Origin of the sequence: Streptomyces gardneri (assembly GCF_006539185.1) — a bacterium.
GTDB classification, from domain to species: Bacteria; Actinomycetota; Actinomycetes; order Streptomycetales; family Streptomycetaceae; genus Streptomyces; species Streptomyces gardneri.
The window spans coordinates 96282-119782 of record NZ_BJMN01000013.1; the positions used below are offsets into that span (position 1 = coordinate 96282).

Here is a 23501-nt window from a genome sequence, read left to right on the forward strand (position 1 = left end):
TGTCGGTCCGCTCACGCGGTGAGTGGTGGTGCCGGGCGGTGAGTGCCATCGCGTACTGTCGGCCACGATGGACAAGACCCTGATCGTAACCAACGACTTCCCGCCGCGACCCGGCGGAATCCAGGCGTTCCTGCACAACATGGCGCTGCGCCTCGACCCCGAGCAGATCGTGGTCTACGCCTCCACATGGAAGCGAAGCCGCGAAGGGGTCGAAGCGACCGCTCTGTTTGACGCCGAACAGCCTTTCACGGTTGTCCGCGATCGCACCACCATGCTGTTGCCCACACCCCGGGTCACCGCCCGCGCCACCGCCCTGCTGCGCGAGCACGGCTGCCGGTCCGTGTGGTTCGGCGCCGCCGCGCCGCTCGGCCTGATGGCCCCGGCGCTGCGTCGGGCGGGCGCGAAGCGGCTCGTCGCCACCACCCACGGACACGAGGCGGGCTGGGCCCAGCTGCCCGCCGCCCGACAGCTCCTGCGGCGGATCGGCGAGGGCACGGACACCCTCACGTACCTCGGCGAGTACACCCGCTCCCGGATCGCGGAGGCCCTCACGCCCGCCGCCGCCGCGCGGATGGTGCAGCTCCCGCCGGGTGTGGACGAGAAGACGTTCCACCCCGACTCGGGCGGCGCCGAGGTCCGCGCCCGCCTCGGGCTCAGCGACCGGCCCGTCGTCGTCTGCGTCTCCCGGCTCGTCCCGCGCAAGGGCCAGGACACCCTGATCCGGTCCCTGCCCGCGATCCTGCGCCGAGTGCCGGACGCGGTCCTCCTGATCGTCGGCGGCGGACCGTACGAGAAGGACCTGCGCCGCCTCGCCGACGAGACCGGCGTGGCCGGATCCGTGCGCTTCACCGGCGCCGTCCCCTGGGCCGAACTCCCCGCCCACTACGGGGCCGGCGACGTCTTCGCGATGCCCTGCCGCACCCGCCGCGGCGGCCTCGACGTCGAGGGCCTCGGCATCGTCTACCTGGAGGCCTCGGCCACCGGCCTCCCGGTCGTCGCCGGCGACTCCGGCGGCGCCCCCGACGCCGTCCTCGACGGCGAGACCGGCTGGGTCGTCCGCGGCGACTCCGCCGAGGAGACCGCCGACCGCGTCGCCACGCTCCTCCTCGACCCCGAACTCCGCGCCCGCATGGGCGAGCGCGGGCGGGCCTGGGTCGAGGAGAAGTGGCGCTGGGACCTCCTCGCGGAGCGGCTCAGGGAGCTGCTCTGACACGGCGGTACGGAGTACGGAGAGGGGCCCCGGGCGGACAACCGCCCGGGGCCCCTCTCCGTCGTGTGCGTACGACCGACCGGGCTCAGCCCTGGTAGATCGCCTCGATCTCGTCCGCGAAGTCCCGCGCCACGACATTGCGCTTCAGCTTCAGGGACGGGGTGATGTGGCCCGCCTCCTCCGTGAACTGGGCCGGGAGCACCCGGAACTTGCGGACCGACTCGGCCTTGGAGACCGCGGCGTTGCCGTCGTCGATCGCGCGCTGGACCTCCGCCAGGAGGTCGGCGTCCTCGCTCAGGGAGGCCGCCGAGGAGCCGGCCGGCTTGCCGTGGTCGGACGCCCAGCGGCCGAGGAACTCCTCGTCCAGGGTGACGAGCGCGCCCACGAACGGGCGTCCGTCGCCGACCACCATGCACTCCGCGACCAGCGCGTGCGCACGGATGCGGTCCTCGATGACCGCCGGGGCGACGTTCTTGCCGCCCGCCGTCACCAGGATCTCCTTCTTGCGGCCCGTGATCGCGAGGTAGCCGTCCTCGTCGAGCGTGCCGATGTCGCCCGTGTGGAACCAGCCGTCGGCCAGCGCCTCGGCCGTCGCCGCCTCGTTGTTCCAGTACCGCGAGAAGATGTGCTCGCCGTGCAGCAGCACCTCGCCGTCGTCGGCGATCCGCACCACGGAGCCCGGCAGCGGCTGCCCGACCGTGCCGATCTTCTGCCGGTCCCACGGGTTGAACGCGGTCGCCGCGCACGACTCCGTCAGGCCGTAGCCCTCCAGGACCGTGAAGCCGATGCCCCGGAAGAAGTGGCCGAGCCGCTCGCCCAGCGGCGCGCCGCCCGAGATCGCGTACTCGCCGCGCCCGCCGAGGACCGCTCGCAGCTTGCTGAAGACCAGCTTGTCGAAGACCTTGTGCTTGAGCTTGAGGCCGAAGGACGGGCCCTCGGGGGTCCCGATGGCCCGGCTGTACGCGATCGCCGTGTGCGCGGCCTTGTCGAAGATCTTGCCCTTGCCGTCGGCCTGCGCCTTGGCCCGAGCCGAGTTGTAGACCTTCTCGAAGACCCGCGGCACACCCAGGATCAGCGTCGGCCGGAAGGAGGCCAGCTCGTCGGTGAGGTGCTTGATGTCCGGGACGCAGCCGAGCCGGATCGGCGCCATGACGGACGCGACCTCGACGAGCCGCCCGAAGACGTGCGCGGCCGGCAGGAAGAGGAGCACCGAGCACTCGCCGGTACGGAAGAGGGGCTTCAGCCGCTCCACGATGTTGCCGCACTCGGCGAAGAAGGCCCGGTGGGACAGGACGCAGCCCTTGGGGCGGCCGGTCGTGCCCGAGGTGTAGACGATCGTGGCCGGGTCGTCGGCGTTCGCCGCCGACATCCGCGCGTCGAGCAGCTCGTCGGAGACGTCCGTGCCCTCGGCGGTCAAGCTCTCGACCGCGCCGGCGTCGATCTGCCGGACGCCCTTGAGGTCCGGGAGCTCCGCCCGGACGGACTCCACCGACGCCTCGTGGGCCGCGCTCTCCACGAGCGCCAGCGAGGCGCCCGAGTCGCCGAGGATCCACTGGATCTGCTCCGCCGAGCTCGTCTCGTAGACCGGCACGGTCACGCCGCCCGCGCTCCAGATCGCGAAGTCGAGCAGCACCCACTCGTAGCGCGTACGGGACAGCAGCGCGACCCGGTCGCCCGCCTCGACGCCCGAGGCGATCAGCCCCTTGGCGACCCCGCGGACCTCCGCGAGGAACTGCGTGGCCGTGACGTCCGTCCAGACGCCGTCGACCTTGCGACCCATCACGGCGACGTCTGGATGCCGGGAGGCGTTGCGGCGGATGAGATCGGTCAGATTGCCGTCCGTGGGGACCTCGTACAGGGCCGGAAGGCTGAACTCGCGCAAGACTGCTGCTCCTCATCGGGCGCCGGCGCCACGGCTCTGTGTGATGCACCGGTGTGGTCCATGATCGGGCAGGTGCTCAGTGGGGGTGAGCACGACTGGACCGACCGGACGTTACCCATCAGTAGTTGGTTCCGATAGGGGGTCCCGGCCAGATGTTCCGTGCGTCACACATGCATGACGGTGCTGTGCGCACAGTAATCCACGGGTTTCCCGACTCGGAAGTAACCGCAGGTGACACCCCCTAAGGTGGGCTCATGCGAGTCCATGTGGTCAGTGACGTGCACGGCAACGCCGAAGACCTCGCCAAGGCGGGGGAGGGCGCCGACGCCCTCATATGCCTGGGGGACCTGGTCCTCTTCCTCGACTACGCCGACCACAGCCGCGGGATCTTCCCCGACCTCTTCGGCGTCGAGAACGCCGACCGGCTCGTGGAACTGCGCACCGCCCGCCGCTTCGACGAGGCCCGTGACCTGGGCCGCCGCCTCTGGGCCGAGCTGGACGTCGACCGCGAAACCGCCATCGAGGCCGCCGTGCGCCGCCAGTACGCCGAGCTCTTCGCCGCCTTCCCCACCCCCACCTACGCCACCTACGGGAACGTCGACATCCCCCGGCTCTGGCCCGAGTACGCCGGACCCGGCACGACCGTCCTCGACGGGCAGCGCGTCGAGCTCGGCGGCCTCACCTTCGGCTTCGTCGGCGGCGGACTGTGCACCCCGATGCGCACCCCGTACGAGATCTCGGACGAGGAGTACGCGGCCAAGGTCGAGGCCCTCGGGGACGTCGACGTCCTCTGCTCCCACATCCCGCCGGACGTGCCGGAGCTGACGTACGACACGGTGGCCCGCCGCTTCGAGCGCGGCAGCCGCGCGCTGCTCGACGCGATCCGGCGCACCCGGCCCCGCTACGCCCTCTTCGGTCACGTCCACCAGCCGCTCGCCCGGCGGATGCGGATCGCCGCGACCGAGTGTGTGAACGTCGGCCACTTCGCCTCGGCCGGCAGGCCCTTCGCCCTGGAGTGGTGACAGGCGCCCAGTCGCGGCGCGATAGCCTTCCGTCGGCACATCTGTACGTTTGTGCCCTTGTTTTCCTTCGAGTTCTCGCCGGACCGCACAGTGGAGGAGCCACCGCGATGGCCGAACACACCAGCTCCAGCATCACGATCGAGGCGGCGCCGGCCGACGTCATGGGTGTGATCGCCGACTTCGCCCGCTACCCCGAGTGGACGGGCGAGGTGAAGGAGGCCGAGGTCCTGGAGAAGGACGCCTCCGGCCGCGCGGAGAAGGTCCGGCTGCTCCTCGACGCCGGCGCCATCAAGGACGACCACACCCTGGCGTACACCTGGACCGGCGCCGACGAGGTCAGCTGGACCCTGGTCAAGTCCCAGATGCTCCGCTCCCTCGACGGCTCCTACCGGCTCGCCGCGCTCGGCGGCGGCACCCGCACCGAGGTCACGTACCAGCTGACCGTCGACGTCAAGATCCCCATGCTCGGCATGATCAAGCGCAAGGCCGAGAAGGTCATCATCGACCGCGCCCTGGCCGGCCTGAAGAAGCGCGTCGAATCCGGCGTGTGATGCCCCGGAGGGCGGCGGTAACGTCCTCCGCATGCGGATCATCCTTGTCACCGGCCTCGGCGGCGCCGGACGCACCACCGTCGCCGCCGCGACCGCCCTGGCCGAGGCGCGTACGGGCCGCCGGGTCCTCCTCGTCTCCGAGGAGGCCGACCCCCGGCTCGCCGGGGACGGCCTGAGCATCCTGCGCCCCGACCCCGCCGAGGATTTCCGACGCGAGTTCCTCGCACTCCAGGCCCGCTCCGGCGCCGCCCTCGACCTCCTCGGCGCCGCGCCCTTCGAGGACGCCGAGCTCACCGAGCTCCCCGGCAGCCGCCAGTTCGCCCTGCTGAGGGCCCTGCGCGACGCCGCCCACGGCGAGCACGACCTCGCCGTCGTCGACCTGCCCCCGCTCCCCGAGGCCCTCGCCCTCCTCGCCCTGCCCGAGCAGCTCCGCCGCTATCTGCGCCGCCTCCTGCCCCCCGAACGGCAGGCCGCCCGCGCGCTGCGCCCGATGCTCGCCCAGCTCGCCGGGGTCCCCATGCCCGCGCAGTGGCTGTACGAGACCACCGCCCGCTGGGAGACCGAGCTTGCCGCCGCCCAGGCCGTCGCCGACGCCCCCACCACCCGCGTCCGGCTCGTCCTCGAACCCGGACCCGCCGCCGTCCGCGCCCTGCGCACCGCCCGGCTCGGCCTCGCCCTCCAGGGCCTCGCCCTCGACGCCGTCGTCGCCAACCGGCTGCTCCCCGCCGACTCCGAGGACCCCTGGCTCGCCGGGCTCACCGCCCAGCAGCACCGGCACCTGGCGGAGCTCCGTACCGCCGCGGGCGTCGTGCACGAGCTGCCGCACCTCGGCCGCGACCCCCGCGGCGCCGAGGACCTCGCCCTCCTGGCGCCCGTCCCGCCCGCCGCCGCCCCCGCCCCCGCACCCGGCCCCCAGGTCGAGGACCGCAGGGAGGAGGACGGCGTCCTCGTCTGGCACATCGCGCTGCCCGGCGCCGTCAAGGAGGAGCTCGCCCTCGTCCGCCGCGGCGACGAACTGCTCCTGACCGTCGGACCGTTCCGCCGCCATCTGCCCCTGCCGCCCGCCCTGCGCCGCTGCACCGTGACCGGCGCCGGGCTCGTCGAAGGGGACCTCAGGGTGCGCTTCACCCCCGACCCGGGACTCTGGCCACGGACCCCCTGAGGGCGTGTACCGTCGAAGTACCAGCCACTGAGGAGTACGCCATGAGCGATTCGGATGCCTGGGCCAAGGCGTGCGCCGAGGACCTGGAGGCGGAGAAGGCCCGCCGCCGCGCGGAGCGCGGCGCCGAGCCCGGCTCGGCCGCCGAGGAACTCCGCAAGCTCTTCGACGCCGTCGCCGACAAGGTCGCCGGGGGACTCGGCGGGCCGCTGCTCGGCGGTCTCGGCGGGCAGACCGTCCAGCAGTTCGTCAACCAGGCGAAGGCCGCCGTCGAGCCCGTCATCGAGCGCAACCCGCAGGTCTTCGACCACCTCGCCGCCGCCGGGAACGAGCTGCTCGCCGCCTACCGCTCCGCCGTCGAGAGCCACGAGACCCGCTGGACCCGCGGCGGGACCGTCGCCGAGGACGACCCGCGCCGCGAGGCCGACACCCGCGGCGACCGGGACGGCGAGGACGGCGGGGACGAGCCGCGCCGCGACGACGAAGGGCCCGGAACGGGCCAGCACATCGACCTCGACTGATCGGGACTGATCGGGACGAGCCCTCCCCTCGGGTACGGTGGGCCGTAGCGGGGCTCGACCGAATACTGAGGGACACATGGGACTCACCATCGGCGTCGACATCGGCGGCACCAAGATCGCGGCCGGCGTGGTCGACGAGGAGGGCAAGATCCTCGACACGCACAAGGTGCCCACCCCGCCGACCCCCGAGGGAATCGTCGACGCGATCAGCGCCGCCGTCTCCGAGGCGGGCAAGGGACACTCGATCGAGGCCGTGGGCATCGGTGCCGCGGGCTACGTCGACGACAAGCGCGCCACCGTCCTCTTCGCGCCGAACATCGACTGGCGGCACGAGCCGCTGAAGGACAAGGTCGAGCAGCGCGTCGGCCTCCCCGTCGTCGTCGAGAACGACGCCAACGCGGCGGCCTGGGGCGAGTACAAGTTCGGCGCCGGCCAGGGCCACGAGGACGTCATCTGCATCACCCTCGGCACCGGCCTCGGCGGCGGCATCATCATCGGCAACAAGCTGCGCCGCGGACGCTTCGGCGTGGCCGCCGAGTTCGGCCACATCCGGGTCGTCCCGGACGGCCTGCTGTGCGGCTGCGGCAGCCAGGGCTGCTGGGAGCAGTACGCCTCCGGGCGTGCGCTCGTCCGGTACGCCAAGCAGCGCGCCAACGCCACCCCGGAGCGCGCCGCGGTCCTGCTGGGCCTCGGCGACGGCACCCCCGAGGGCATCGAGGGCAAGCACGTCAGCCAGGCCGCCCGCGCCGGCGACCCGGTCGCCGTCGACTCCTTCCGCGAGCTGGCCCGCTGGGCGGGCGCCGGTCTCGCGGACCTGGCCTCGCTCTTCGACCCCTCGGCGTTCATCGTCGGCGGCGGCGTCTCGGACGAGGGCGACCTCGTCCTCGACCCGATCCGGAAGTCCTTCCGGCGCTGGCTGATCGGCGGCCAGTGGCGCCCGCACGCGCAGGTCCTCGCGGCCCAGCTCGGCAACAAGGCCGGCCTGGTCGGCGCGGCCGATCTGGCCCGCCAAGGCTGACACACGTACGAAGGCATACGACGACCGCCCGCCGCGTCCTCTCGGACACGGCGGGCGGTCGTCGTATGTTGACCGGCATGGCGATCAGTGAGCTGCCCAACTCCCGCACCGAGGCGGACGGTTCGGCCGTCCTCCGGGTGCTGAGCTACAACGTCCGCTCGATGCGCGACGACGAGGACGCCCTCGCCCGGGTGATCCGCGCCTGCGCCCCGGACCTCGTCTTCGTCCAGGAGGCCCCGCGTTTCTTCCGCTGGCGCAAGCACGCGGCCCGGCTCGCAGCCAAGAGCGAGCTCGTCATGCTGAGCGGCGGTGCCACCGCGGCCGGGCCGATGCTCCTCTGCTCCCTGCGGGCCACCGTGGAACGCACCGAGGACGTGCTGCTGCCACTCACCCCGGGCCTGCACCGCCGCGGCCTCGCAACGGCCGTCGTCCGCTTCGCCGGGGCCAGGATCGGACTGATCAGCTGCCATCTGAGCCTGCGGAAGGACGAGCGGTACGCGCAGGCCGGGATGGTCCTCGACCGGGTCGCCGCGCTGGGCACCCCGCACACCCTCGTGGCCGGAGACCTCAACGAACGGCCCGGCGGTCCCGCCTTCACCCGGCTCGCGGCGGAGCTCCGGGACGGCTGGGCGGTCAGCCCCTGGGGCGGCGAGCACACCTCGACCCCGGCCGACCCGCACCAGCGCATCGACGCGATCCTGGCCACCCCGGGCGTCGAGTTCCTCGGCTGCGGGGTCCCACCCCACCTCGACCCCGAGGACCTGAGAACGGCCACGGACCACCTGCCGGTACTGGCGGCGGTCCGTGTGCCCGCCTCGTAGGGCGGGAGTCCTCCGTCGGACGGGGGAGGCGGGGCGGGGCGCGGGCGGTGAGCTACACGACGGCCCCGCGGCCCGGGTCGCCGAAGCCGTCGTCATCGTCGTCGTCGTGCTTCATGCGCGCCACCAGGGTCGCGAAGCCGCCCAGGAAGCCGCCCACGCAGAGCGTCGTCAGCCACCAGGTCATGTCCCACTGGAACAGGACGGCCACCAGCATCAGCACCGGGCCGCCGATCACGCCCAGCCAGGCGAACTTGGTCGTCGCGTCCGCCTCCGGGAGCGGCGGGGGCTCCGGCGGGACGAAGTGTCCCTCCTCGGCACCGTCCGGGCCCTGCTCCGGCTCGGCCGGGGAGTAGTCCCGCGGGCCGCTCGGGCGCACCCCGGGCGCGAAGACGACGGAGCTGCCCAGCGCGGGCTTCTCCGCGCCGGCCTCCGGCCTCCGGTCGGGATCGGCCGAGAGCTCGCCGTCGGCCCCGGTCGGCCCGGTCGCCCCCGGCTCGCCGTCGGACGCGGAGCCCGTATCGCTACCGGAAGAGGCGCCCGTACCGGAACCGGCGCCGGTACCGGAACCGGTACCGCCCGACGTGGCTCCGGACGCGGACCCCGACCCCGACCCCGTACCGGATGTGGTCCCCGACCCCGACCCCGTACCGGATGTGGTCCCCGGCCCCGTACCCGTACCGGACGTGGTTCCCGGGCCCGGCTCGGTCCTGGTGTCCGGCTTCGCGGGCTCGTCCTCCGGCTCGGGCAGCGCGAGGTTCTCGATCGGCCGGAACGGCCTCGCCCCCGGGGGATCCGCGGGCTCGTCCCCGTACCCGGCGACGATCGCGGCCCAGGCCGCCTCCTCGTCGATGGGCTGCGGCTCCCGCTCGCCGCCGTCCTGCTGATCAGCCACCGCTGCTGCTCCTCTTCCCGTCGACCGGACTCGGGGCGAGACGCTCGACGAACGCCCAGCTCTCCTCGAAGATCCGCTCCGCGTCATGGTCCAACGTCGCGACGTGGTAGCTCTGTTCCAGCAGGATCTCCTTCACGTCCGTCGAGGACACCCGGCTGAGGACCCGCGCCGAGTCGGCCGGCGGCACCACGTGGTCCTGCGGGCTGTGCAGCACGATCAGCGGCTGCGTGACCTGCGGGAGCTCCGCGTCCACCGTGCGGAAGAACTGGCGCAGCGAGTGCGCGGCGTGCAGCGGGACCCGGTCGTAGCCGATCTCCGCCACGCCCTCCTTGGCGATGTCGCTGGCGATGCCGCTCGTCGTGCGGACGAAGTGCCGGGCGACCGGCAGCGCGTGCGCCGCCAGGCCGTGCACCTTGTTGCCCGGGTTGACGAGGACGAGGCCCCGCACGGCGTCCCCGTGCTGCGCGGCCAGCCGCAGCGAGAGCGCGCCGCCCATCGAGAGACCGAAGACGAAGACGGTCTCGCACCGCTCCAGGAGCTCGCGCAGGGCCCGGTCCACCTCCGCGTACCAGTCGCGCCAGGTGGTGAGCTGCATGTCCTCCCAGCGGGTGCCGTGGCCCGGCAGCAGCGGCAGCGACACGGTGAGTCCGCGGGCGGCCAGATACTCGGCCCACGGGCGCATCGACTGCGGGGAACCGGTGAATCCGTGACAGAGAAGGACGCCGACCTCTCCGCCTTCGTGGCGGTACGGCTCGGCTCCGGGAAGGACCGGCACCGGGGTCTCCTGTTCGGTTGCGACTTCGGCGCTGCGGGTGCGCCGAAGCGACGGAAAATGGGGAAGGACCTTCACGGTACGCGACCGGACCGACACCGACCAGGGCCGCAGCGGGGGCCGTGGGCAGGTACGGGATAAAGTCGTCGCGACGGCACACGGAAGGCATGGCGAGTTGATCTACGGCGCAATGAAGTTCTCCATCGGAGGGTCCCTGAAGCTTGCCTTCCGGCCCTGGGTCGAGGGATTGGAGAACATTCCGGCCGAGGGTCCCGCGATCCTGGCGAGCAACCACCTCTCCTTCTCGGACTCCTTCTTCCTCCCCGCCGTCCTGGACCGCAAGGTCACCTTCATCGCCAAGGCCGAGTACTTCACCTCGCCGGGCGTCAAGGGCAAGCTCACCGCCGCCTTCTTCAAGGGCGTCGGCCAGCTTCCGGTCGACCGCTCGGGTGCCCGCGGCGCCGGCGAGGCGGCGATCAAGGCCGGTATCGAGGTCGTCGAGAAGGGCGGGCTCTTCGGGATCTACCCCGAGGGCACCCGCTCGCCCGACGGCCGGCTCTACCGCGGCAAGCCCGGCGGTCTGGCGCGGGTGGCCCTGGCCACCGGCGCGCCCGTGATCCCGGTCGCCATGATCGACACGGAGAAGATCCAGCCGCCCGGCAAGGTCGTCCCCAAGCTGATGCGCCCGGGCATCCGGATCGGCAAGCCGCTGGACTTCACCCGCTACCAGGGCATGGAGGGGGACCGCTTCATCCTCCGCTCGGTGACCGACGAGGTCATGTACGAGATCATGAAGCTGTCCGGCCAGGAGTACGTCGACATCTACGCGACGGCCGCCAAGCGACAGATCGCGGACGCGGAGAAGGCGGCCAAGGAGGCCGTCAAGGCCGAGATCGCGGCGCGGGAAGAGTCCGGCGCGTAAGCGGTCCGGCGGTTGGGCGCCCCCTGGGGGTGTTCGGGGGGTGGGGGAGATGGCCAAGCGCGAGCGTGTCGTGCGCATGTCGGTCGAGCAGCCGCTGTGGCGTGCGCTGACCGGCTACCGCGTCCTGACGATGATCTACGCCGTCCTGCTCTTCGCCTTCGGGCGGCAGCAGTACGAGCGGCCCTGGATCGCCGTCGCCTATCTGGCGGTCATGTGCGTCTGGACCCTCGCGACCCTCCCCAAGGTGGCGAACGCGGCCAGCTGCACCAAGCGCTTCCTCGGCGTCGACCTCACCATCGCCCTCGTCGGCATCCTCCTCACCCCGCTCGCCGACGCCCAGGCCCAGTCGGTCGACCACGCGACCCTGCCGACGATATGGACCGCCGGCTCCGTCCTCGCGTTCGCCATCAAGGGCGGCTGGCGCTGGGCCGGGGTCGCCTCCTCCCTGGTCGCCGTCGCCAACCTCGTCGAGCGCGGTCACCCCAGCCGGGACACCCTCCACAACGTGCTCCTCGTCTGGGTGGCCTCCATCGCCATCGGATACGTCGTCGAGGTGGCCCGCGCCTCCGAGCGCACCCTCGCCCGCGCCCTGGAGATCGAGGCCGCGACCCGGGAGCGGGAGCGGCTAGCCCGGGACATCCACGACAGCGTCCTCCAGGTCCTCGCGATGGTGCAGCGGCGCGGCACGGCGATGGGCGGCGAGGCCGCCGAGATCGCCAGGATGGCGGGGGAGCAGGAGGTGGCGCTCCGTACGCTCGTCGCGGGCGGTCTCACCCGGCCCAGCCTGGTCTCGGAGGACGAGTCCGAGGGGGCCGTGGTCCGGGTCGTCGACGTGGACGACGAGCCGGACGACGACACCCCCGTCGACCTGCGCCTCCTGCTCGCTCCGCGGGCCGGGGCGAAGGTCACCCTCTCCGAGCCGGGCGCCCCGGTCATGCTGCCGCCGCCCGCAGCCCGCGAGCTGGCCGCCGCCGTCGGCGCCGCCCTGGACAACGTCCGGGTGCACGCGGGGGAGGAGGCCCAGGCCTGGATCCTGGTCGAGGACTGGACGGACGAGGTGATCGTCACCGTCCGGGACGACGGCCCCGGCATCCCGGAGGGCCGCCTCGCGGAGGCCTGGGGCGAGGGCCGGATGGGGGTCGCCCTCTCCATCCGGGGCAGACTGCGGGACCTGGGCGGCTCGGCCGAGCTGATCTCGGTCCCCGGGCAGGGCACGGAAGTCGAGTTGAAGGTCCCTCGGGGGAAGGCAGGACAGGAAAGATGAGCGAGCAGCAGGCCGAGCGGCAGCGGATCAGGGTGATGGTCGTCGACGACCATCCGATGTGGCGGGACGCGGTCGCCCGCGACCTCGCGGAGGCGGGCTTCGACGTGGTCGCCACGGCGGGCGACGGCGAGCAGGCCGTACGCCGGGCCACGGCGGTCGACCCCGAGGTCCTCGTCCTGGACCTGAACCTGCCGGTCAAGCCGGGCGTCCAGGTCTGCAAGGAGCTCGTCGGCGCGCACCCCGCGCTGCGGGTCCTGGTCCTGTCGGCGAGCGGCGAGCACGCCGACGTCCTGGAGGCGGTCAAGTCCGGTGCCACCGGCTACCTCCTCAAGTCGGCCAGTACGGAGGAGCTGATCGACGCCGTGCGGCGGACGGCCGTCGGCGACCCCGTCTTCACCCCGGGCCTCGCCGGCCTGGTCCTCGGCGAGTACCGCCGGCTGGCCTCCGAGCCCGCCCCGGCGGCCGGCGCCGACGAGCCGAAGGCCCCGCAGCTGACCGAGCGCGAGACCGAGGTCCTGCGGCTCGTCGCCAAGGGGCTCAGCTACAAGCAGATCGCCGAGCGTCTGGTGATCTCGCACCGCACCGTCCAGAACCACGTCCAGAACACGCTCGGCAAGCTCCAGCTGCACAACCGGGTGGAGCTCGTCCGGTACGCCATCGAGCGCGGTCTCGACGACGCGTAGGCCGGGCGCGGTGACGTGAGGGGCCGTATATTCGCGAGGACCGCGCATATCCGGCCCTTCACCGCTTATGGGGGAAACTCGTGGAAATCCTGGCATTCGGCGTGCAGGCGGACGAGAAGCCCATGATCGAGAAGGCCTTCGAAGGGCACCACGACGTCCGCTGCCTGGGCGTCTTCCTCACCGAGGACACCGCGCCGATCGCGGCGGGCTACGAGGTCATCTCCACCAGCGTCAACGCCATCCTCGACCACAGGGTCCTGCAGACCCTCGCCGCCGGCGGCACGCAGATGATCGCCCAGCGCTCCACGGGCTTCAACAACATCGACCTGGAGGTCGCCGAGCGGCTCGGTCTCACCGTCGCCCGCGTCTCGTACTACTCGCCTTACTCCGTCGCCGAGTTCGCCTGGACGCTCGCGATGACCGTCAACCGCCGGATCGTCCGCGCCTCCAACCGCACCCGTGACTTCGACTTCCGCCTCGACGGGCTGATGGGCCGCGACCTCCGGGGCCGTACCGTCGGCGTCCTCGGCACCGGCAAGATCGGCGAGGCCTTCACCCGGATCGCCCACGGCTTCGGCATGAACCTGCTCGGCTGGGACGTCGCCGAGAACCCCGCGTGCGTCGAGCTCGGCATGACGTACGTCGAGAAGGAGCGGATCTTCGCCGAGGCCGACCTCCTCAGCCTCCACGTACCGCTCCTCCCGTCCACTCAGCGCATCATCGACGCCGCCGCCCTCCGGGCCATGAAGGACGACGCGATCCTGGTGAACTCCAGCCGAGGCGGCCTCGTCGACACGGAGGCCCTCGTCGCCGAGCTCAGGAAGGGCCGCTTCGCCGGGGTCGGGCTCGACGTCTACGAGGCGGAGGCCGGGCTCTTCTTCCTCGACAAGTCCCTGGAGGCCGTCGAGGACGACACCCTGGCCCGCCTGGTCACCTTCCCGAACGTGGTGGTCACCTCCCACCAGGCGTACTACACGGTCGACGCCGTCACCCAGATCATCGACACCACGGTCCGGAACGTCCTCGACTACACCGCAGGCCGGCGCAGCGAGAACGTCCTGGTCCCGCGGGCTTCTTGAGGCCTGAGGCCTGAAGCCGTTCTAGACGAGCACTCCCGCAAGCAGCGAGGCCGTCAGGGTGGCCCCGTCCAGCGTGAGCACCGACTCCGGGTGGAACTGCACGCCCGCGAAGCCCGGCCCGCGCAGCGCGTGCACCTCGTCGGTCTCCGGGTCGCGGCTGACCTCGATCCGGTGCAGGGCCAGCTCCGTCGCCGTCCGGTCGTCGCAGCGGGCCGTGAAGCTGTTGTAGAAGCCGACCGTCTGCTCCTGCCCGAAGAGGTCGATCCGCAACTGGGCCCCCTGGAACGGGGTCCGCTTGCGGACGATCTCCAGGCCCAGCTCGGCGGCGATCAGCTCGTGCCCCAGGCACACCCCGAGCAGACCGTGCCGGTGGTCCCGCACCAGCTCGGCCGTCAGACCGCGCAGGAAGCGCATCTTAGGGTCGGCGGCGTCCGAGGGGTTCCCGGGGCCGGGACCGAGCACCACCGGCCCCTCGTGGGCGAGGGCCAGCTCCCGCAGCCCCGGCTCGTCGTAGCGGAGCACCGACACCTCGAGGCCCGAGGAGCGCAGGACGTGCGCGAGCATCGCCGTGAACGTGTCCTCGGCGTCGATCACCAGCGCGTGACCCGACAGCTCCGCCGACTTGACCTGCATCCGCAGCCAGAACGGCGCGAGATCGGCCCGCCGCGCGTCCAGGGCGGCCCGCACGCGCGGATCGTCGGCGAGACGCGCGGGCGCCGGAGCCGACGGGCCGTCCGTCGGCCGGCCCTCCCGCACCCCGAGCGCGGTCAGCACCCCGGCCGCCTTGGCGTGCGTCTCGGCCACCTCGCCGGCCGGGTCCGAGTGCCGGACGAGGGTCGCCCCGACGGGCACCCGCAGCCGCCCGGCCGCGTCGATGTCGGCGGTACGGATGAGGATGGGCGAGTCCAGCATCTGCGCCCCGTTCTCGTCCGTACCGAGCAGGGCGAGCGCGCCCGCGTAGTAGCCGCGCCCGCCGGTCTCGTGACGCTCGATCACCCGGCAGGCGTTCTGCACCGGCGAGCCCGTCACGGTCGCCGCGAACATCGTCTCCCGCAGCACCTCCCGCACGTCGAGCGAGGAGCGCCCGCGCAACTCGTACTCGGTGTGCGCGAGATGGGCCATCTCCTTGAGCCGCGGCCCGATCACGACCCCGCCCATGTCGCCCACCGTGCACATCATCTTGAGCTCCTCGTCCACCACCATGGAGAGCTCCTCGGTCTCCTTGCGGTCGGCGAGGAAGGTCAGCAGGTCCTCGGCGGTCGGGGCGGCCCCGGCCGGGTAGCGGTACGTGCCGCTGATCGGGTTCATCACGACCGTGCCGCCCGACATCCGCACGTGCACCTCGGGGCTCGCCCCGACGAGCGTCCGGTCGCCGGTGTGCACGACGAAGGTCCAGTAGGCGCCCCGTTCGCCCGCGAGGAGCCGCCGGAACAGGGCGAGCGCGTCGGCCCGCCCGAAGCCGGGAATCTCACCCGTGTACGTCCGCCGGATGACGAAGTTCGCGCCCTCGCCGGAGCCGATCTCCTCCTCGATGACCCGGCGCACGGTCCCGGCGTACTCCTCGTCCGAGACGTCGAACGCGCCGCCCTCGACCGTCACGTCGTGCGCGGGCAGCCGGGTGAGCGCCTCGTCGAGCGGCAGCTCGTACGACTCCTCGGCGACGAGCACGGAGAGCGGGGTGCCGTCGTCCCGCACGTCGAAGCCGCGCTCCCGGATCTGCCGGAAGGGCACGAGCGCGAGCGTCGGCAGCGGGCCCACGGGGAGCTCGGCGAGCCGTTCGGCCTCGTGGACCCGGCCGATCAGCACCTCCACGGTGTCGTGGTCACGACCGGGGGTGCGCCTGCGCAGCAGGGCGAAGGGCGGGCAGGAGTCGTCCAGGAGACGGGAGAGGTCCAGGGAGTCCATGGGGCGTGTCGTTCCTTCCGGGAGGAGTACGGAGAGGAGGAGCGGCCCCGGGTACGAGAAAAGGCCGCCCTCGGGCGGCCTTCGCGTGTCGTTCGGTGTACGCGCGATCAGTGGGCCGCCGGATGAGCGGTCCACCACCAGTTCTGGATCTGCGGCGCGAACATGCGAGCACTGTAACCCAGCGGGAAGCCGAGGGGCCACGGAAACGGGGCCCGGTCCGCACCGTGGACGGTGCGAGCCGGGCCCCGAGCCTGCTCTGGGCGAACTACCCGATCAGAAGATCAGGTTGTATATCTGCCAGCCGGGGCCGACGTTCACGCGCGTGGCGAACGGCGCGGTGAGGCTGCCGGTGCCCTTGTACGACCAGAGGGTGCCGGAGGAGTCGCGGGCGATGAGGTCGCCCTTGCCGTCGGTGCTCAGGTCGCTCGGACCGACGATGCTGTTGTACGCACCCCAGCCGCCGCCGACCCGGTACCGCGTGGCGAACGGCGTGGTGGAGCTGCCCGTGCCCTTGTACGACCACAGGACACCGGAGGCGTCGCGGCCGATGAGGTCGGCCTTGCCGTCGCCGGACAGGTCGCCGGTGCTGACGATCGCGTTGTAGGTCTGCCAGCCGCCGCCGACCCGGATGCGGGTGGCGAACGGAGTGGCCGGGGTGCCGGTGCCCTTGTACAGCCACAGGACACCCGACTTCTCACGGGCGATCAGGTCGGGCTTGCCGTCGTTGGTCACGTCCCGGACGGCGATGATCTTGTCGTAGACGCCCCAGCCGCCACCGGTCCGCAGCCGCGCCTTGAACGGCGCGGCCGGGTTGCCGCTGCCCTGGTAGTACCAGAGGACACCGGAGGCGTCCCGGGCCACGGCGTCACCGGTGCCGTCGGCACGGAGAGCGGTCATGGGAGTGACGGCGTTGTAGGCCTGCCACCCGGGCCCGACCCGGTACCGGTTCAGGAACGGCGCGGAGGCGTTGCCGGTGCCCTGGTACTGCCAGAGGACACCGGAGGCGTCACGGGCGAGGACGTTGTAGCGGTTGGTGGCGTTCACCGCCGGGGCCGGGGCGGACTCGACGACGTCCGAGGCCTTCACCCACGCCATGCGGTGGTTGTAGCGGATCGGGATGTACATGTCGGTGCCGACGACGTTCGTCTGGGCGGAGCCGAAGTAGTCGTCGCCCTTGACCGCCGGGCCGGCCTTCACGTACGCGCCGCCGTCGCCGAAGGCGTACAGCGACAGGTAGTTGGGGTTGTCCGTGGGGGCGGTGACACCGTTGGTGCCGGGGTACGCGGCCTTCTCGGGGAAGGCGCGGCCGTAGATCAGTGGGGTCTTGCCGGGTGCGGCCTTCAGGACCCGCTGCGTGCTGTCCTTGACGACGGACGTGTACTGGCCGCCCGGGTTGTAGAACCAGGCCTTCTGGCCGCCGTACCAGATCTGCGTCCAGTTGGTCTGGACGGCCGTCACCACGTAGGTGCCGCCCGCGCGGACCTTGTTGCCCCAGTTCGGTCCGTCGCTCCACAGGACGTTGGGGATGTACGCGTCCTTGATCGGCGTCGTGGTCGAGGGCCCCGTGTAGAGGTAGCCGAAGTTGGCCGGCTGGGCGGGGACGGTGCTGCCGCCGTAGGTGATCGTCGGCTGGTTCGCCGAGGTGTACGGCGGGACGACGCGGACCAGCTGGCCGGCCTGAAGCAGACCGCCGGCGCCGCCGGCACCGGTCGGGGCGCCGAGCAGGGACATGTAGTGGTTCCAGTCCCAGAACGGACCGGCGTCCCAGTGCATGCCCGAGACCTTGGCGTTGACGTGGCCCGGGACCTCGTCGTGGCCGATGACGTGCTCACGGTCCAGCGGGATCCCGTACTGGGCCGCGAGGAACTTCACGAGCTTGGCGGAGGACTCGTACTGGGGCTCGGTGTACCAGTTGCCCGCCTTGATGGCGTAGCCCTCGTGCTCCACGCCGATGGCGTGCATGTTGTCGGTCCAGTTGCCCGCGTGCCACGCGATGTTCTTGTTCTCGACCATCTGGGTGACCAGACCGTCGCTCGCGCGGACCAGGTAGTGGGCGCTGCCCTTGGCCGTCGCGCTCTGGAAGGTCGCGATGGTGCCTTCGTAGCTGCCCTCGGTGTCGTGGATCACGATCCGGCGGACGTCCAGCTGGGTGTCCTTGGCCCGGTTGGCGAGCGTGTAGTTCCGCTGCCCGGTGCTCGGGACCTCGGCCGGGCGGAAGTCGCACACCAGGCCGGTCGGCGGGCACTCGGGCGTCGGGGTCGCCGTGGTGCTCGCGAAGCTCGCGGCCAGCGGCACGTTCGACGGCTTGGCGGGCTCCACTTCGGGCGCGGCCGGCAGGGTGACCGGCTGGCCCTCGGTCGTGAGCGCGCGCTCACCCGTCTTGATCGACTCGAAGACGCGCTCCGCGAAGAGGTCGGCGCCCTTCCTGTCGGGGGACTGGCTGTAGCGGGCCACGGCCGGGTACCAGTCGGCCGGGTCCTCGGACAGCTCGGCGCCGGCCTGCTTCTGGTACTCGGCGAGCAGCGCGGCACCGGCGCGGATCGAGGCGGCGGTGTCGTCCTTGACGGCCTCGGCGGAGCTGTCGATCAGCTCGGCCGCCTTGTCCAGGGTGTGCAGCCGCGGGTCGTCGGTGTCGACGGTCTCCTTCGGCAGCGCCGCCAGGGCCTTGGCCTTGTCGAAGGTCTTCTCGATCTCGGCCTTGCCGCTCGCGTTGAGGTGGGCGAGCCGCTCCTTGTCGTCGTGCTGCTCGACGTCCTCCGGGTCGACGTCCGTCAGACCCATGACGTTGTACGCGCCGGTCGTGCTCGGCAGCCCGTCGTGCGACTCCCACCGCGTCTGGCGGTACGACACCGCCATCAGCACGCTCTGCGGCACGTCGAACTCACGCGCCGCGTTTGCGAACTGCGACTGGAGGGAAACGTCACCGGCAGCAGCCTTGGCGTCGCCCGTCGCGCCGAGGAGGCCCGGGGACGCGACCGCGATCGTGCCGAGCGTGGCGGTGGCGACGACCGCGGCCGCCGCTCCGTACATAAGGCGTTTCTTCTTACGGTCCCTGCGGTGACTCTGGGTCACGCCCACCCCTGTGATTCGACTGTCAACTAGTGAAACGGGCCAGAGGGTAACACCACCCGAAGGCTTGAAGTTCGTCGACGGACATTTCGGGCGCGCGTCTCAGTCACTGGGCAGGGGGCCGAGACGGGGCCTGGAACCCCGTACTGTGGTGTGCGTGACCGTGAACGCTGATACCCACGCCGTCGCCAAGGCGACCTGGCGAGACCTGCCCGCGGCGCAGCAGCCCGAGTACCCCGATGCCGAGGCTCTGCGCGATGTGATCGCGGACCTCGAGTCCTATCCTCCGCTCGTCTTCGCCGGCGAGTGTGACCAGCTGCGCGCCCGGATGGGAGCCGTCGCCCGTGGCGAGGCGTTCCTCCTCCAGGGCGGCGACTGCGCCGAGGCCTTCGACGCCGTGTCCGCCGACCACATCCGGGCCAAGCTCAAGACGCTGCTCCAGATGAGCGCCGTCCTCACCTACGCGGCCTCCGTGCCCGTGGTGAAGGTCGGCCGCATCGCCGGCCAGTACTCGAAGCCCCGCTCCAAGGGGACCGAGACCCGTGACGGCGTGACCCTGCCGACGTACCGGGGCGACTCGGTCAACGGCTTCGGCTTCGACGAGAAGTCCCGCATCCCGGACCCCGAGCGCCTGAAGCGGATGTACAACGCCTCCGCCTCCACGCTCAACCTGGTGCGCGCCTTCACCACCGGTGGCTACGCCGACCTGCGCCAGGTGCACGCCTGGAACCAGGACTTCGTGAAGTCGTCCCCCTCGGGCCAGCGCTACGAGCAGCTGGCGCGGGAGATCGACAACGCGCTGAACTTCATGAAGGCCTGTGGCACCGACCCGGCCGAGTTCAAGGCCGTCGAGTTCTACGCCTCCCACGAGGCGCTGCTGCTCGACTACGAAGGCGCCCTGACCCGTACGGACTCGCGCACCGGCAGGCTGTACGACACCTCCGGCCACATGGTCTGGATCGGTGAGCGCACCCGCCAGCTCGACCACGCGCACATCGAGTTCTGCTCGCAGATCGCCAACCCGATCGGCATCAAGCTCGGCCCGACCACCACGGTGGACGAGGCGCTGACGTACGTCGACCGCCTCGACCCGGACCGCGAGCCGGGCCGGCTGACCTTCATCGTCCGCATGGGCGCCGACAAGGTCCGCGACAAGCTCCCCGAGCTCGTCGAGAAGGTCACCGCCTCGGGCGCGGTCGTCGCCTGGGTCACCGACCCGATGCACGGCAACACCTTCGAAGCCGCCTCCGGCCACAAGACGCGCCGTTTCGACGACGTGCTCGACGAGGTCAAGGGCTTCTTCGAGGTCCACAAGGCGCTCGGCACCCACCCGGGCGGCATCCACGTCGAGCTCACCGGTGACGACGTCACCGAGTGCGTGGGCGGCGGCGACGAGATCTTCGTCGACGACCTGCACCAGCGCTACGAGACGGCCTGCGACCCGCGCCTCAACCGGAGCCAGTCGCTCGACCTGGCGTTCCTGGTGGCGGAGATGTACCGCGACCAGTGACGTGATCAGTCGGTAGGTACCTACGACGATGGGGCGCGGATCCATGTGATCCGCGCCCCATCGTCGTAGCCAGGGCTTTTGAGGCTCAGGTCCGCCGGGTAAGGTTAGGTTAGCCTTATCGATCTCGGCGGGAGGTGAACCGCGTGTACGTCTGCTCATGCTTCGGTGTCACGGAGAAGCAGGTCAAGGAGCACGCGGACGCGGGCGCCTGCACGCCGCGCCAGATCGCCTCGGCCTGCAAGGCCGGAACTGACTGCGGTTCCTGCGTCCGTCGCATCCAGGCCATCCTCGGGCGCGGCAACTGCCCTCGCCGCGAGCTCCTGGACCAGGGCATGCCGGCCCTGGTCGCTGAGACCTTCACGGAGCTCGACGAAGCCGCCTAGGGGTCCGCCGGCTCGGGTCCGCTAGCTCGGCTGCTCGATCAGGGTCGAGATGTAGAGCGCCTCGCCCAGGGACTCGATCAGCTCCAGCTGCGTGTCCAGGTAGTCGATGTGGTGCTCCTCGTCGGCGAGGATCTCCTCGAAGAGGTTGGCGGACGTGATGTCCCCCTTGGCGCGCATGACCTCGATCCCGCGCTTGAGGCGGTCGATCGCCTCCACCTCGACCTGGCGGTCCGCCTGGAACATCTCGGTGATCGTCTGCCCGACCCGGACGTGGAAGAGCCGCTGGTAGTTCGGCAGACCGTCGAGCATCAGGATGCGCTCGGTGATCTTGTCCGCGTGCTTCATCTCATCGATGGACTCTTCGCGGGTGTACTTGGCGAGCTTCGTCCACCCCTTGTTGTCCTGGATGCGATAGTGCAGCCAGTACTGGTTGATGGCCGTCAGCTCGCCGGTCAGCTGCTCGTTGAGAAACTCGAGGACCTCGGGGTCGCCCTGCATCGCAGAGGCTCCTTCCACTTCCACGTTGCGTGTCTGTGCCGTCACTGGGCAGGATGGCCGCATCCTCGCACCCCGAATGGGGGGCGTCCAGTAAGTGCAGGCTTAGTGGGAGTTGCCCGAATCCTGCACGGGTGCGAGGTTGACTGGTCATGACCACCCCTCGCCGTCTGTCACCATGGATGACATGGGTCAGCCGGAGAGCGGAGAACGCCGGGAAGGGGAAGCGGGGGAGGCGGATCGTTCGCCGGATCTTCCGCCGGGTCAGCGGCTGCAGCGCGGCTGGCCGGTCACCCACTACGGGCCTGTCCCCAAGTTCAAGCCGGACCGCTGGGAGTTCCGCGTCTTCGGCGCGACGGCGGACGGCGACAAGCGGTGCTGGAACCACGAGGAGTTCTCGGCCCTGCCGTTCTCCACGGTCGTGGCCGATCTGCACTGCGTCACGAAATTCAGCATGCTCGGGGCCGAATGGGGTGGGGTGCCCGCCCGGACCATCCTCGAACTGGCTCCGCCCGCGCCGCAGGTCACGCATGTGATGGTCTGGGCCGAGTACGGCTACAGCGCCAACATACGGCTCGCCGACTTCGCCGACGACCGCACGATCTTCGCCACCCACAAGGGCGGCGAGCTGCTCACCGCGGAGCACGGTTTCCCGTTGCGGCTCGTCGTCCCGCACCTGTACGCCTGGAAGGGGCCCAAGTGGGTCCGGGGCGTGGAGTACATGGCGGCCGACCGCCGGGGCTTCTGGGAGGAGCGCGGCTACCACAACCTCGGTGACCCGTGGACGGAGCAGCGCTACTCGTACCAGGAGGAACCGGGGGACGGCCCGGAGCTGTAGCGCTCCGGACCGCCGGGGAGTGTCTCGGCCGGTTCGTTCAGTGGTGGTACTGGTGGACCACCGCGTGGCCCTTGCCGCGGCCGATCATCCACTTGTTCACCGGGGTGGTGATCACGAACGCCGCGGCGAGCGCGATGGCGAGCACGATCCAGAAGAACGGCTCGTCGAGGTGCGCGTCCATGGCGCCCGGCCAGAGGGCGATGACGCCGTTGTCGATGATCTCCATGACGGCGATGGAGAGGGTGTCGGCGGCGAGCGCGACCTTGAAGGCCGTCCTGAAGTCGACGCCGGCGGACAGGATGCCGCGCAGGGTGAGCGCGTAGCCGAAGAAGAACGCCAGGATGATCGCGAGGATCATCGTCTGCATGTTGCCCCAGCCAAGCGCGGTGCCGATGACCATGCCGAGGATCTCGCCGATGGCGCAGCCGGTGAGGCAGTGCAGCGTGGCCTTGGCGGCCATGCCCCAGGAGACCTTGCCGTCGGCCTGGTGGTGGCCGTGGCCCTCGTGAGCGGTGTGGCCGCCGTGGCCTTCGTGACCCTCGTGGGCGGTGTGGTCGTGATGGGCGTGCGCTTCGTGCTGCATCGGTGCCCCCAAAGCCGGGTAGCGGTTCCTGCCGTTGCAAGAACCGTATACCCCCCTGGGGTATTCCTCAACAGCGAAGCTTCTTGAGGAGCTCCACGTCGGCGACGTGTCCCGCCGTGCCGCCCGGGGTCTCGATGACCAGTGGTACGCCGTCCGTCGCCGGGTGGCGCAGCAGCGCGCGGAAGGCGTCCTCTCCGATGTGGCCGGCGCCGATGTTGGCGTGGCGGTCCTTGTGGGCGCCCACGACGTCCTTCGAGTCGTTGGCGTGGATCAGCTTCAGCCGGCCCTCCCCGACGGTCGCCACCAGCTCGTCGAGCGTCCGCACCGCGCCGCCCGGCTCCGCGAGATCGTGGCCCGCCGCGAAGATGTGGCAGGTGTCGAGGCAGATGCCGAGCTTCGGGTGGCGGTCGAGCGCGTCGAAGTACGGGCCGAAGTCCTCCGCGCGCGAGCAGAGCGAGAAGCCCTGGCCGGCCGTCGACTCCAGGAGCAGATACGGGTCGTCCTCGTGCGTCAGCTCGTCGAGGAGCGGCAGCATCCGCTCCCGGACCTGGGCGAGGGCCACCTCGCGCGGGCGGCCCGCGGTCGCCGAGCCGGTGTGCACCACCACGCCCTTCGCGCCGATCTCGCGGCCCCGGCGCAGCGAGTGCCGCAGCGACTCGACCGACTTCTCCACGGTGGCCTCGGTGTGGGAGCCGAAGTTGATCAGATACGGGGCGTGGACCCAGGCCGAGATCGACCCGGCCTCGCACTCGGCCCGGAACCGCTCGTCCTGGGCCGGGTTGCCGACCGGGGTGGCCCAGCCGCGCGGGTTGGCGACGAAGACCTGCACGGTCTCGGCGCCGAGGACGCGGGCGTAGGCGAGGCCGGTCGTGGCGAGGCCACCGGCCACGGGGACGTGGCCGCCGACGGGGTTGCGCATGAG

The 23501-nt window shown here is 71.4% G+C and carries 23 protein-coding genes; 14 read left to right on the forward strand and 9 right to left on the reverse strand.

Annotated elements, in window-relative coordinates:
- The first annotated feature begins 67 nt into the window (after positions 1–67).
- On the forward strand, positions 68–1210 hold the full coding sequence (locus SGA01_RS11385) for a glycosyltransferase family 4 protein (protein ID WP_141296119.1): 1143 nt from the start codon (positions 68–70) through the stop codon (positions 1208–1210).
- An 85-nt stretch (positions 1211–1295) separates the two neighbouring features.
- On the opposite strand, the gene SGA01_RS11390 is transcribed toward SGA01_RS11385, so the two are convergent.
- A complete protein-coding gene (locus SGA01_RS11390) occupies positions 1296–3092 on the reverse strand; it encodes an AMP-dependent synthetase/ligase (RefSeq protein WP_141296122.1) in 1797 nt (598 codons plus the stop codon).
- Between the two features lie 254 nt (positions 3093–3346).
- Here SGA01_RS11390 and SGA01_RS11395 point away from each other — a divergent pair, with 254 nt between their 5' ends.
- From SGA01_RS11395 to SGA01_RS11420, 6 genes are all read left to right on the forward strand, one after another.
- Positions 3347–4114, forward strand: coding sequence for a metallophosphoesterase family protein (locus SGA01_RS11395; protein WP_141296125.1), 768 nt, complete (start codon positions 3347–3349; stop codon positions 4112–4114).
- A gap of 107 nt (positions 4115–4221) precedes the next feature.
- A complete protein-coding gene (locus SGA01_RS11400; RefSeq protein WP_055644012.1) occupies positions 4222–4665 on the forward strand; it encodes an SRPBCC family protein in 444 nt (147 codons plus the stop codon).
- A gap of 31 nt (positions 4666–4696) precedes the next feature.
- Positions 4697–5827: an ArsA family ATPase gene (locus SGA01_RS11405; RefSeq protein ID WP_141296128.1), complete on the forward strand. Its 1131-nt coding sequence runs from the start codon at positions 4697–4699 to the stop codon at positions 5825–5827.
- Between the two features lie 41 nt (positions 5828–5868).
- A complete protein-coding gene (locus SGA01_RS11410; RefSeq protein ID WP_141296131.1) occupies positions 5869–6345 on the forward strand; it encodes a DUF5304 domain-containing protein in 477 nt (158 codons plus the stop codon).
- A gap of 76 nt (positions 6346–6421) precedes the next feature.
- The gene (locus tag SGA01_RS11415; RefSeq protein ID WP_141296134.1) at positions 6422–7363 is read left to right on the forward strand and encodes an ROK family glucokinase; all 942 of its coding nucleotides are present in this window, start codon (positions 6422–6424) and stop codon (positions 7361–7363) included.
- A gap of 77 nt (positions 7364–7440) precedes the next feature.
- The gene (locus tag SGA01_RS11420; RefSeq protein WP_141296137.1) at positions 7441–8184 is read left to right on the forward strand and encodes an endonuclease/exonuclease/phosphatase family protein; all 744 of its coding nucleotides are present in this window, start codon (positions 7441–7443) and stop codon (positions 8182–8184) included.
- A gap of 52 nt (positions 8185–8236) precedes the next feature.
- On the opposite strand, the gene SGA01_RS11425 is transcribed toward SGA01_RS11420, so the two are convergent.
- On the reverse strand, positions 8237–9076 hold the full coding sequence (locus SGA01_RS11425) for a hypothetical protein (RefSeq protein ID WP_141296141.1): 840 nt from the start codon (positions 9074–9076) through the stop codon (positions 8237–8239).
- On the reverse strand, positions 9069–9851 hold the full coding sequence (locus SGA01_RS11430; RefSeq protein WP_141296145.1) for an alpha/beta hydrolase: 783 nt from the start codon (positions 9849–9851) through the stop codon (positions 9069–9071). The genes SGA01_RS11425 and SGA01_RS11430 overlap by 8 nt, the downstream gene beginning before the upstream one ends.
- 187 nt (positions 9852–10038) lie before the next feature.
- Here SGA01_RS11430 and SGA01_RS11435 point away from each other — a divergent pair, with 187 nt between their 5' ends.
- From SGA01_RS11435 to SGA01_RS11450, 4 genes are all read left to right on the forward strand, one after another.
- Entirely contained in the window at positions 10039–10770 is a 732-nt protein-coding gene (locus SGA01_RS11435; protein ID WP_055644018.1) for a lysophospholipid acyltransferase family protein, read from the forward strand.
- A 49-nt stretch (positions 10771–10819) separates the two neighbouring features.
- A complete protein-coding gene (gene macS, locus SGA01_RS11440; protein ID WP_141296148.1) occupies positions 10820–12034 on the forward strand; it encodes a MacS family sensor histidine kinase in 1215 nt (404 codons plus the stop codon).
- Entirely contained in the window at positions 12031–12717 is a 687-nt protein-coding gene (locus SGA01_RS11445; RefSeq protein ID WP_141296150.1) for a response regulator, read from the forward strand. The genes macS and SGA01_RS11445 overlap by 4 nt, the downstream gene beginning before the upstream one ends.
- Positions 12718–12797: 80 nt before the next feature.
- Complete coding sequence (locus tag SGA01_RS11450) at positions 12798–13796, forward strand: 2-hydroxyacid dehydrogenase (RefSeq protein WP_141296153.1); 999 nt, start codon at positions 12798–12800, stop codon at positions 13794–13796.
- 21 nt (positions 13797–13817) lie between these two features.
- On the opposite strand, the gene SGA01_RS11455 is transcribed toward SGA01_RS11450, so the two are convergent.
- The 3 genes from SGA01_RS11455 to SGA01_RS11465 all read right to left on the reverse strand — a co-directional run bounded on the left by SGA01_RS11455 (position 13818) and on the right by SGA01_RS11465 (position 18773).
- A complete protein-coding gene (locus SGA01_RS11455) occupies positions 13818–15701 on the reverse strand; it encodes an anthranilate synthase family protein (protein ID WP_174867271.1) in 1884 nt (627 codons plus the stop codon).
- Positions 15702–15808: 107 nt separating this feature from the next.
- Entirely contained in the window at positions 15809–15865 is a 57-nt protein-coding gene (locus SGA01_RS42825) for a trp operon leader peptide (RefSeq protein WP_071892416.1), read from the reverse strand.
- Positions 15866–15974: 109 nt separating this feature from the next.
- Positions 15975–18773: an N-acetylmuramoyl-L-alanine amidase gene (locus SGA01_RS11465; RefSeq protein WP_141296156.1), complete on the reverse strand. Its 2799-nt coding sequence runs from the start codon at positions 18771–18773 to the stop codon at positions 15975–15977.
- Between the two features lie 154 nt (positions 18774–18927).
- Between SGA01_RS11465 and SGA01_RS11470 the strand changes: the two genes are divergently transcribed.
- Together SGA01_RS11470 and SGA01_RS11475 are read left to right on the forward strand one after the other, a co-directional pair.
- Positions 18928–20280 carry a class II 3-deoxy-7-phosphoheptulonate synthase gene (locus SGA01_RS11470; protein WP_055646367.1) on the forward strand — a complete coding sequence of 451 codons (1353 nt, stop codon included), beginning with the start codon at positions 18928–18930 and terminating at the stop codon, positions 20278–20280.
- Positions 20281–20414: 134 nt separating this feature from the next.
- A complete protein-coding gene (locus SGA01_RS11475; protein WP_141296157.1) occupies positions 20415–20663 on the forward strand; it encodes a (2Fe-2S)-binding protein in 249 nt (82 codons plus the stop codon).
- 21 nt (positions 20664–20684) lie between these two features.
- Here SGA01_RS11475 and bfr read toward each other — a convergent pair whose 3' ends face one another.
- Complete coding sequence (gene bfr / locus SGA01_RS11480) at positions 20685–21161, reverse strand: bacterioferritin (protein WP_024755581.1); 477 nt, start codon at positions 21159–21161, stop codon at positions 20685–20687.
- 184 nt (positions 21162–21345) lie between these two features.
- Between bfr and SGA01_RS11485 the strand changes: the two genes are divergently transcribed.
- Positions 21346–21996: a sulfite oxidase-like oxidoreductase gene (locus tag SGA01_RS11485; protein WP_141296160.1), complete on the forward strand. Its 651-nt coding sequence runs from the start codon at positions 21346–21348 to the stop codon at positions 21994–21996.
- A gap of 37 nt (positions 21997–22033) precedes the next feature.
- Here the strand turns inward: SGA01_RS11485 and SGA01_RS11490 are convergent, their stop codons facing one another.
- Together SGA01_RS11490 and SGA01_RS11495 are read right to left on the reverse strand one after the other, a co-directional pair.
- Positions 22034–22579, reverse strand: coding sequence for a DUF4396 domain-containing protein (locus SGA01_RS11490; RefSeq protein WP_141296163.1), 546 nt, complete (start codon positions 22577–22579; stop codon positions 22034–22036).
- 67 nt (positions 22580–22646) lie between these two features.
- On the reverse strand, positions 22647–23498 hold the full coding sequence (locus SGA01_RS11495) for a deoxyribonuclease IV (protein ID WP_141296166.1): 852 nt from the start codon (positions 23496–23498) through the stop codon (positions 22647–22649).
- Positions 23499–23501: the final 3 nt, after the last annotated feature.

Bases quoted from the DNA above. Each gene is read 5' to 3' on its own strand.
- SGA01_RS11385 (WP_141296119.1), top strand. From the start codon at position 68: ATGGACAAGACCCTGATCGTAACCAACGACTTCCCGCCGCGACCCGGC.
- SGA01_RS11395 (WP_141296125.1), top strand. From the start codon at position 3,347: ATGCGAGTCCATGTGGTCAGTGACGTGCACGGCAACGCCGAAGACCTC.
- SGA01_RS11400 (WP_055644012.1), top strand. From the start codon at position 4,222: ATGGCCGAACACACCAGCTCCAGCATCACGATCGAGGCGGCGCCGGCC.
- SGA01_RS11405 (WP_141296128.1), top strand. From the start codon at position 4,697: ATGCGGATCATCCTTGTCACCGGCCTCGGCGGCGCCGGACGCACCACC.
- SGA01_RS11410 (WP_141296131.1), top strand. From the start codon at position 5,869: ATGAGCGATTCGGATGCCTGGGCCAAGGCGTGCGCCGAGGACCTGGAG.
- SGA01_RS11415 (WP_141296134.1), top strand. From the start codon at position 6,422: ATGGGACTCACCATCGGCGTCGACATCGGCGGCACCAAGATCGCGGCC.
- SGA01_RS11420 (WP_141296137.1), top strand. From the start codon at position 7,441: ATGGCGATCAGTGAGCTGCCCAACTCCCGCACCGAGGCGGACGGTTCG.
- SGA01_RS11435 (WP_055644018.1), top strand. From the start codon at position 10,039: ATGAAGTTCTCCATCGGAGGGTCCCTGAAGCTTGCCTTCCGGCCCTGG.
- macS (WP_141296148.1), top strand. From the start codon at position 10,820: ATGGCCAAGCGCGAGCGTGTCGTGCGCATGTCGGTCGAGCAGCCGCTG.
- SGA01_RS11445 (WP_141296150.1), top strand. From the start codon at position 12,031: ATGAGCGAGCAGCAGGCCGAGCGGCAGCGGATCAGGGTGATGGTCGTC.
- SGA01_RS11455 (WP_174867271.1), bottom strand. From the start codon at position 15,701: ATGGACTCCCTGGACCTCTCCCGTCTCCTGGACGACTCCTGCCCGCCC.
- bfr (WP_024755581.1), bottom strand. From the start codon at position 21,161: ATGCAGGGCGACCCCGAGGTCCTCGAGTTTCTCAACGAGCAGCTGACC.
- SGA01_RS11485 (WP_141296160.1), top strand. From the start codon at position 21,346: ATGGGTCAGCCGGAGAGCGGAGAACGCCGGGAAGGGGAAGCGGGGGAG.
- SGA01_RS11490 (WP_141296163.1), bottom strand. From the start codon at position 22,579: ATGCAGCACGAAGCGCACGCCCATCACGACCACACCGCCCACGAGGGT.
- SGA01_RS11495 (WP_141296166.1), bottom strand. From the start codon at position 23,498: ATGCGCAACCCCGTCGGCGGCCACGTCCCCGTGGCCGGTGGCCTCGCC.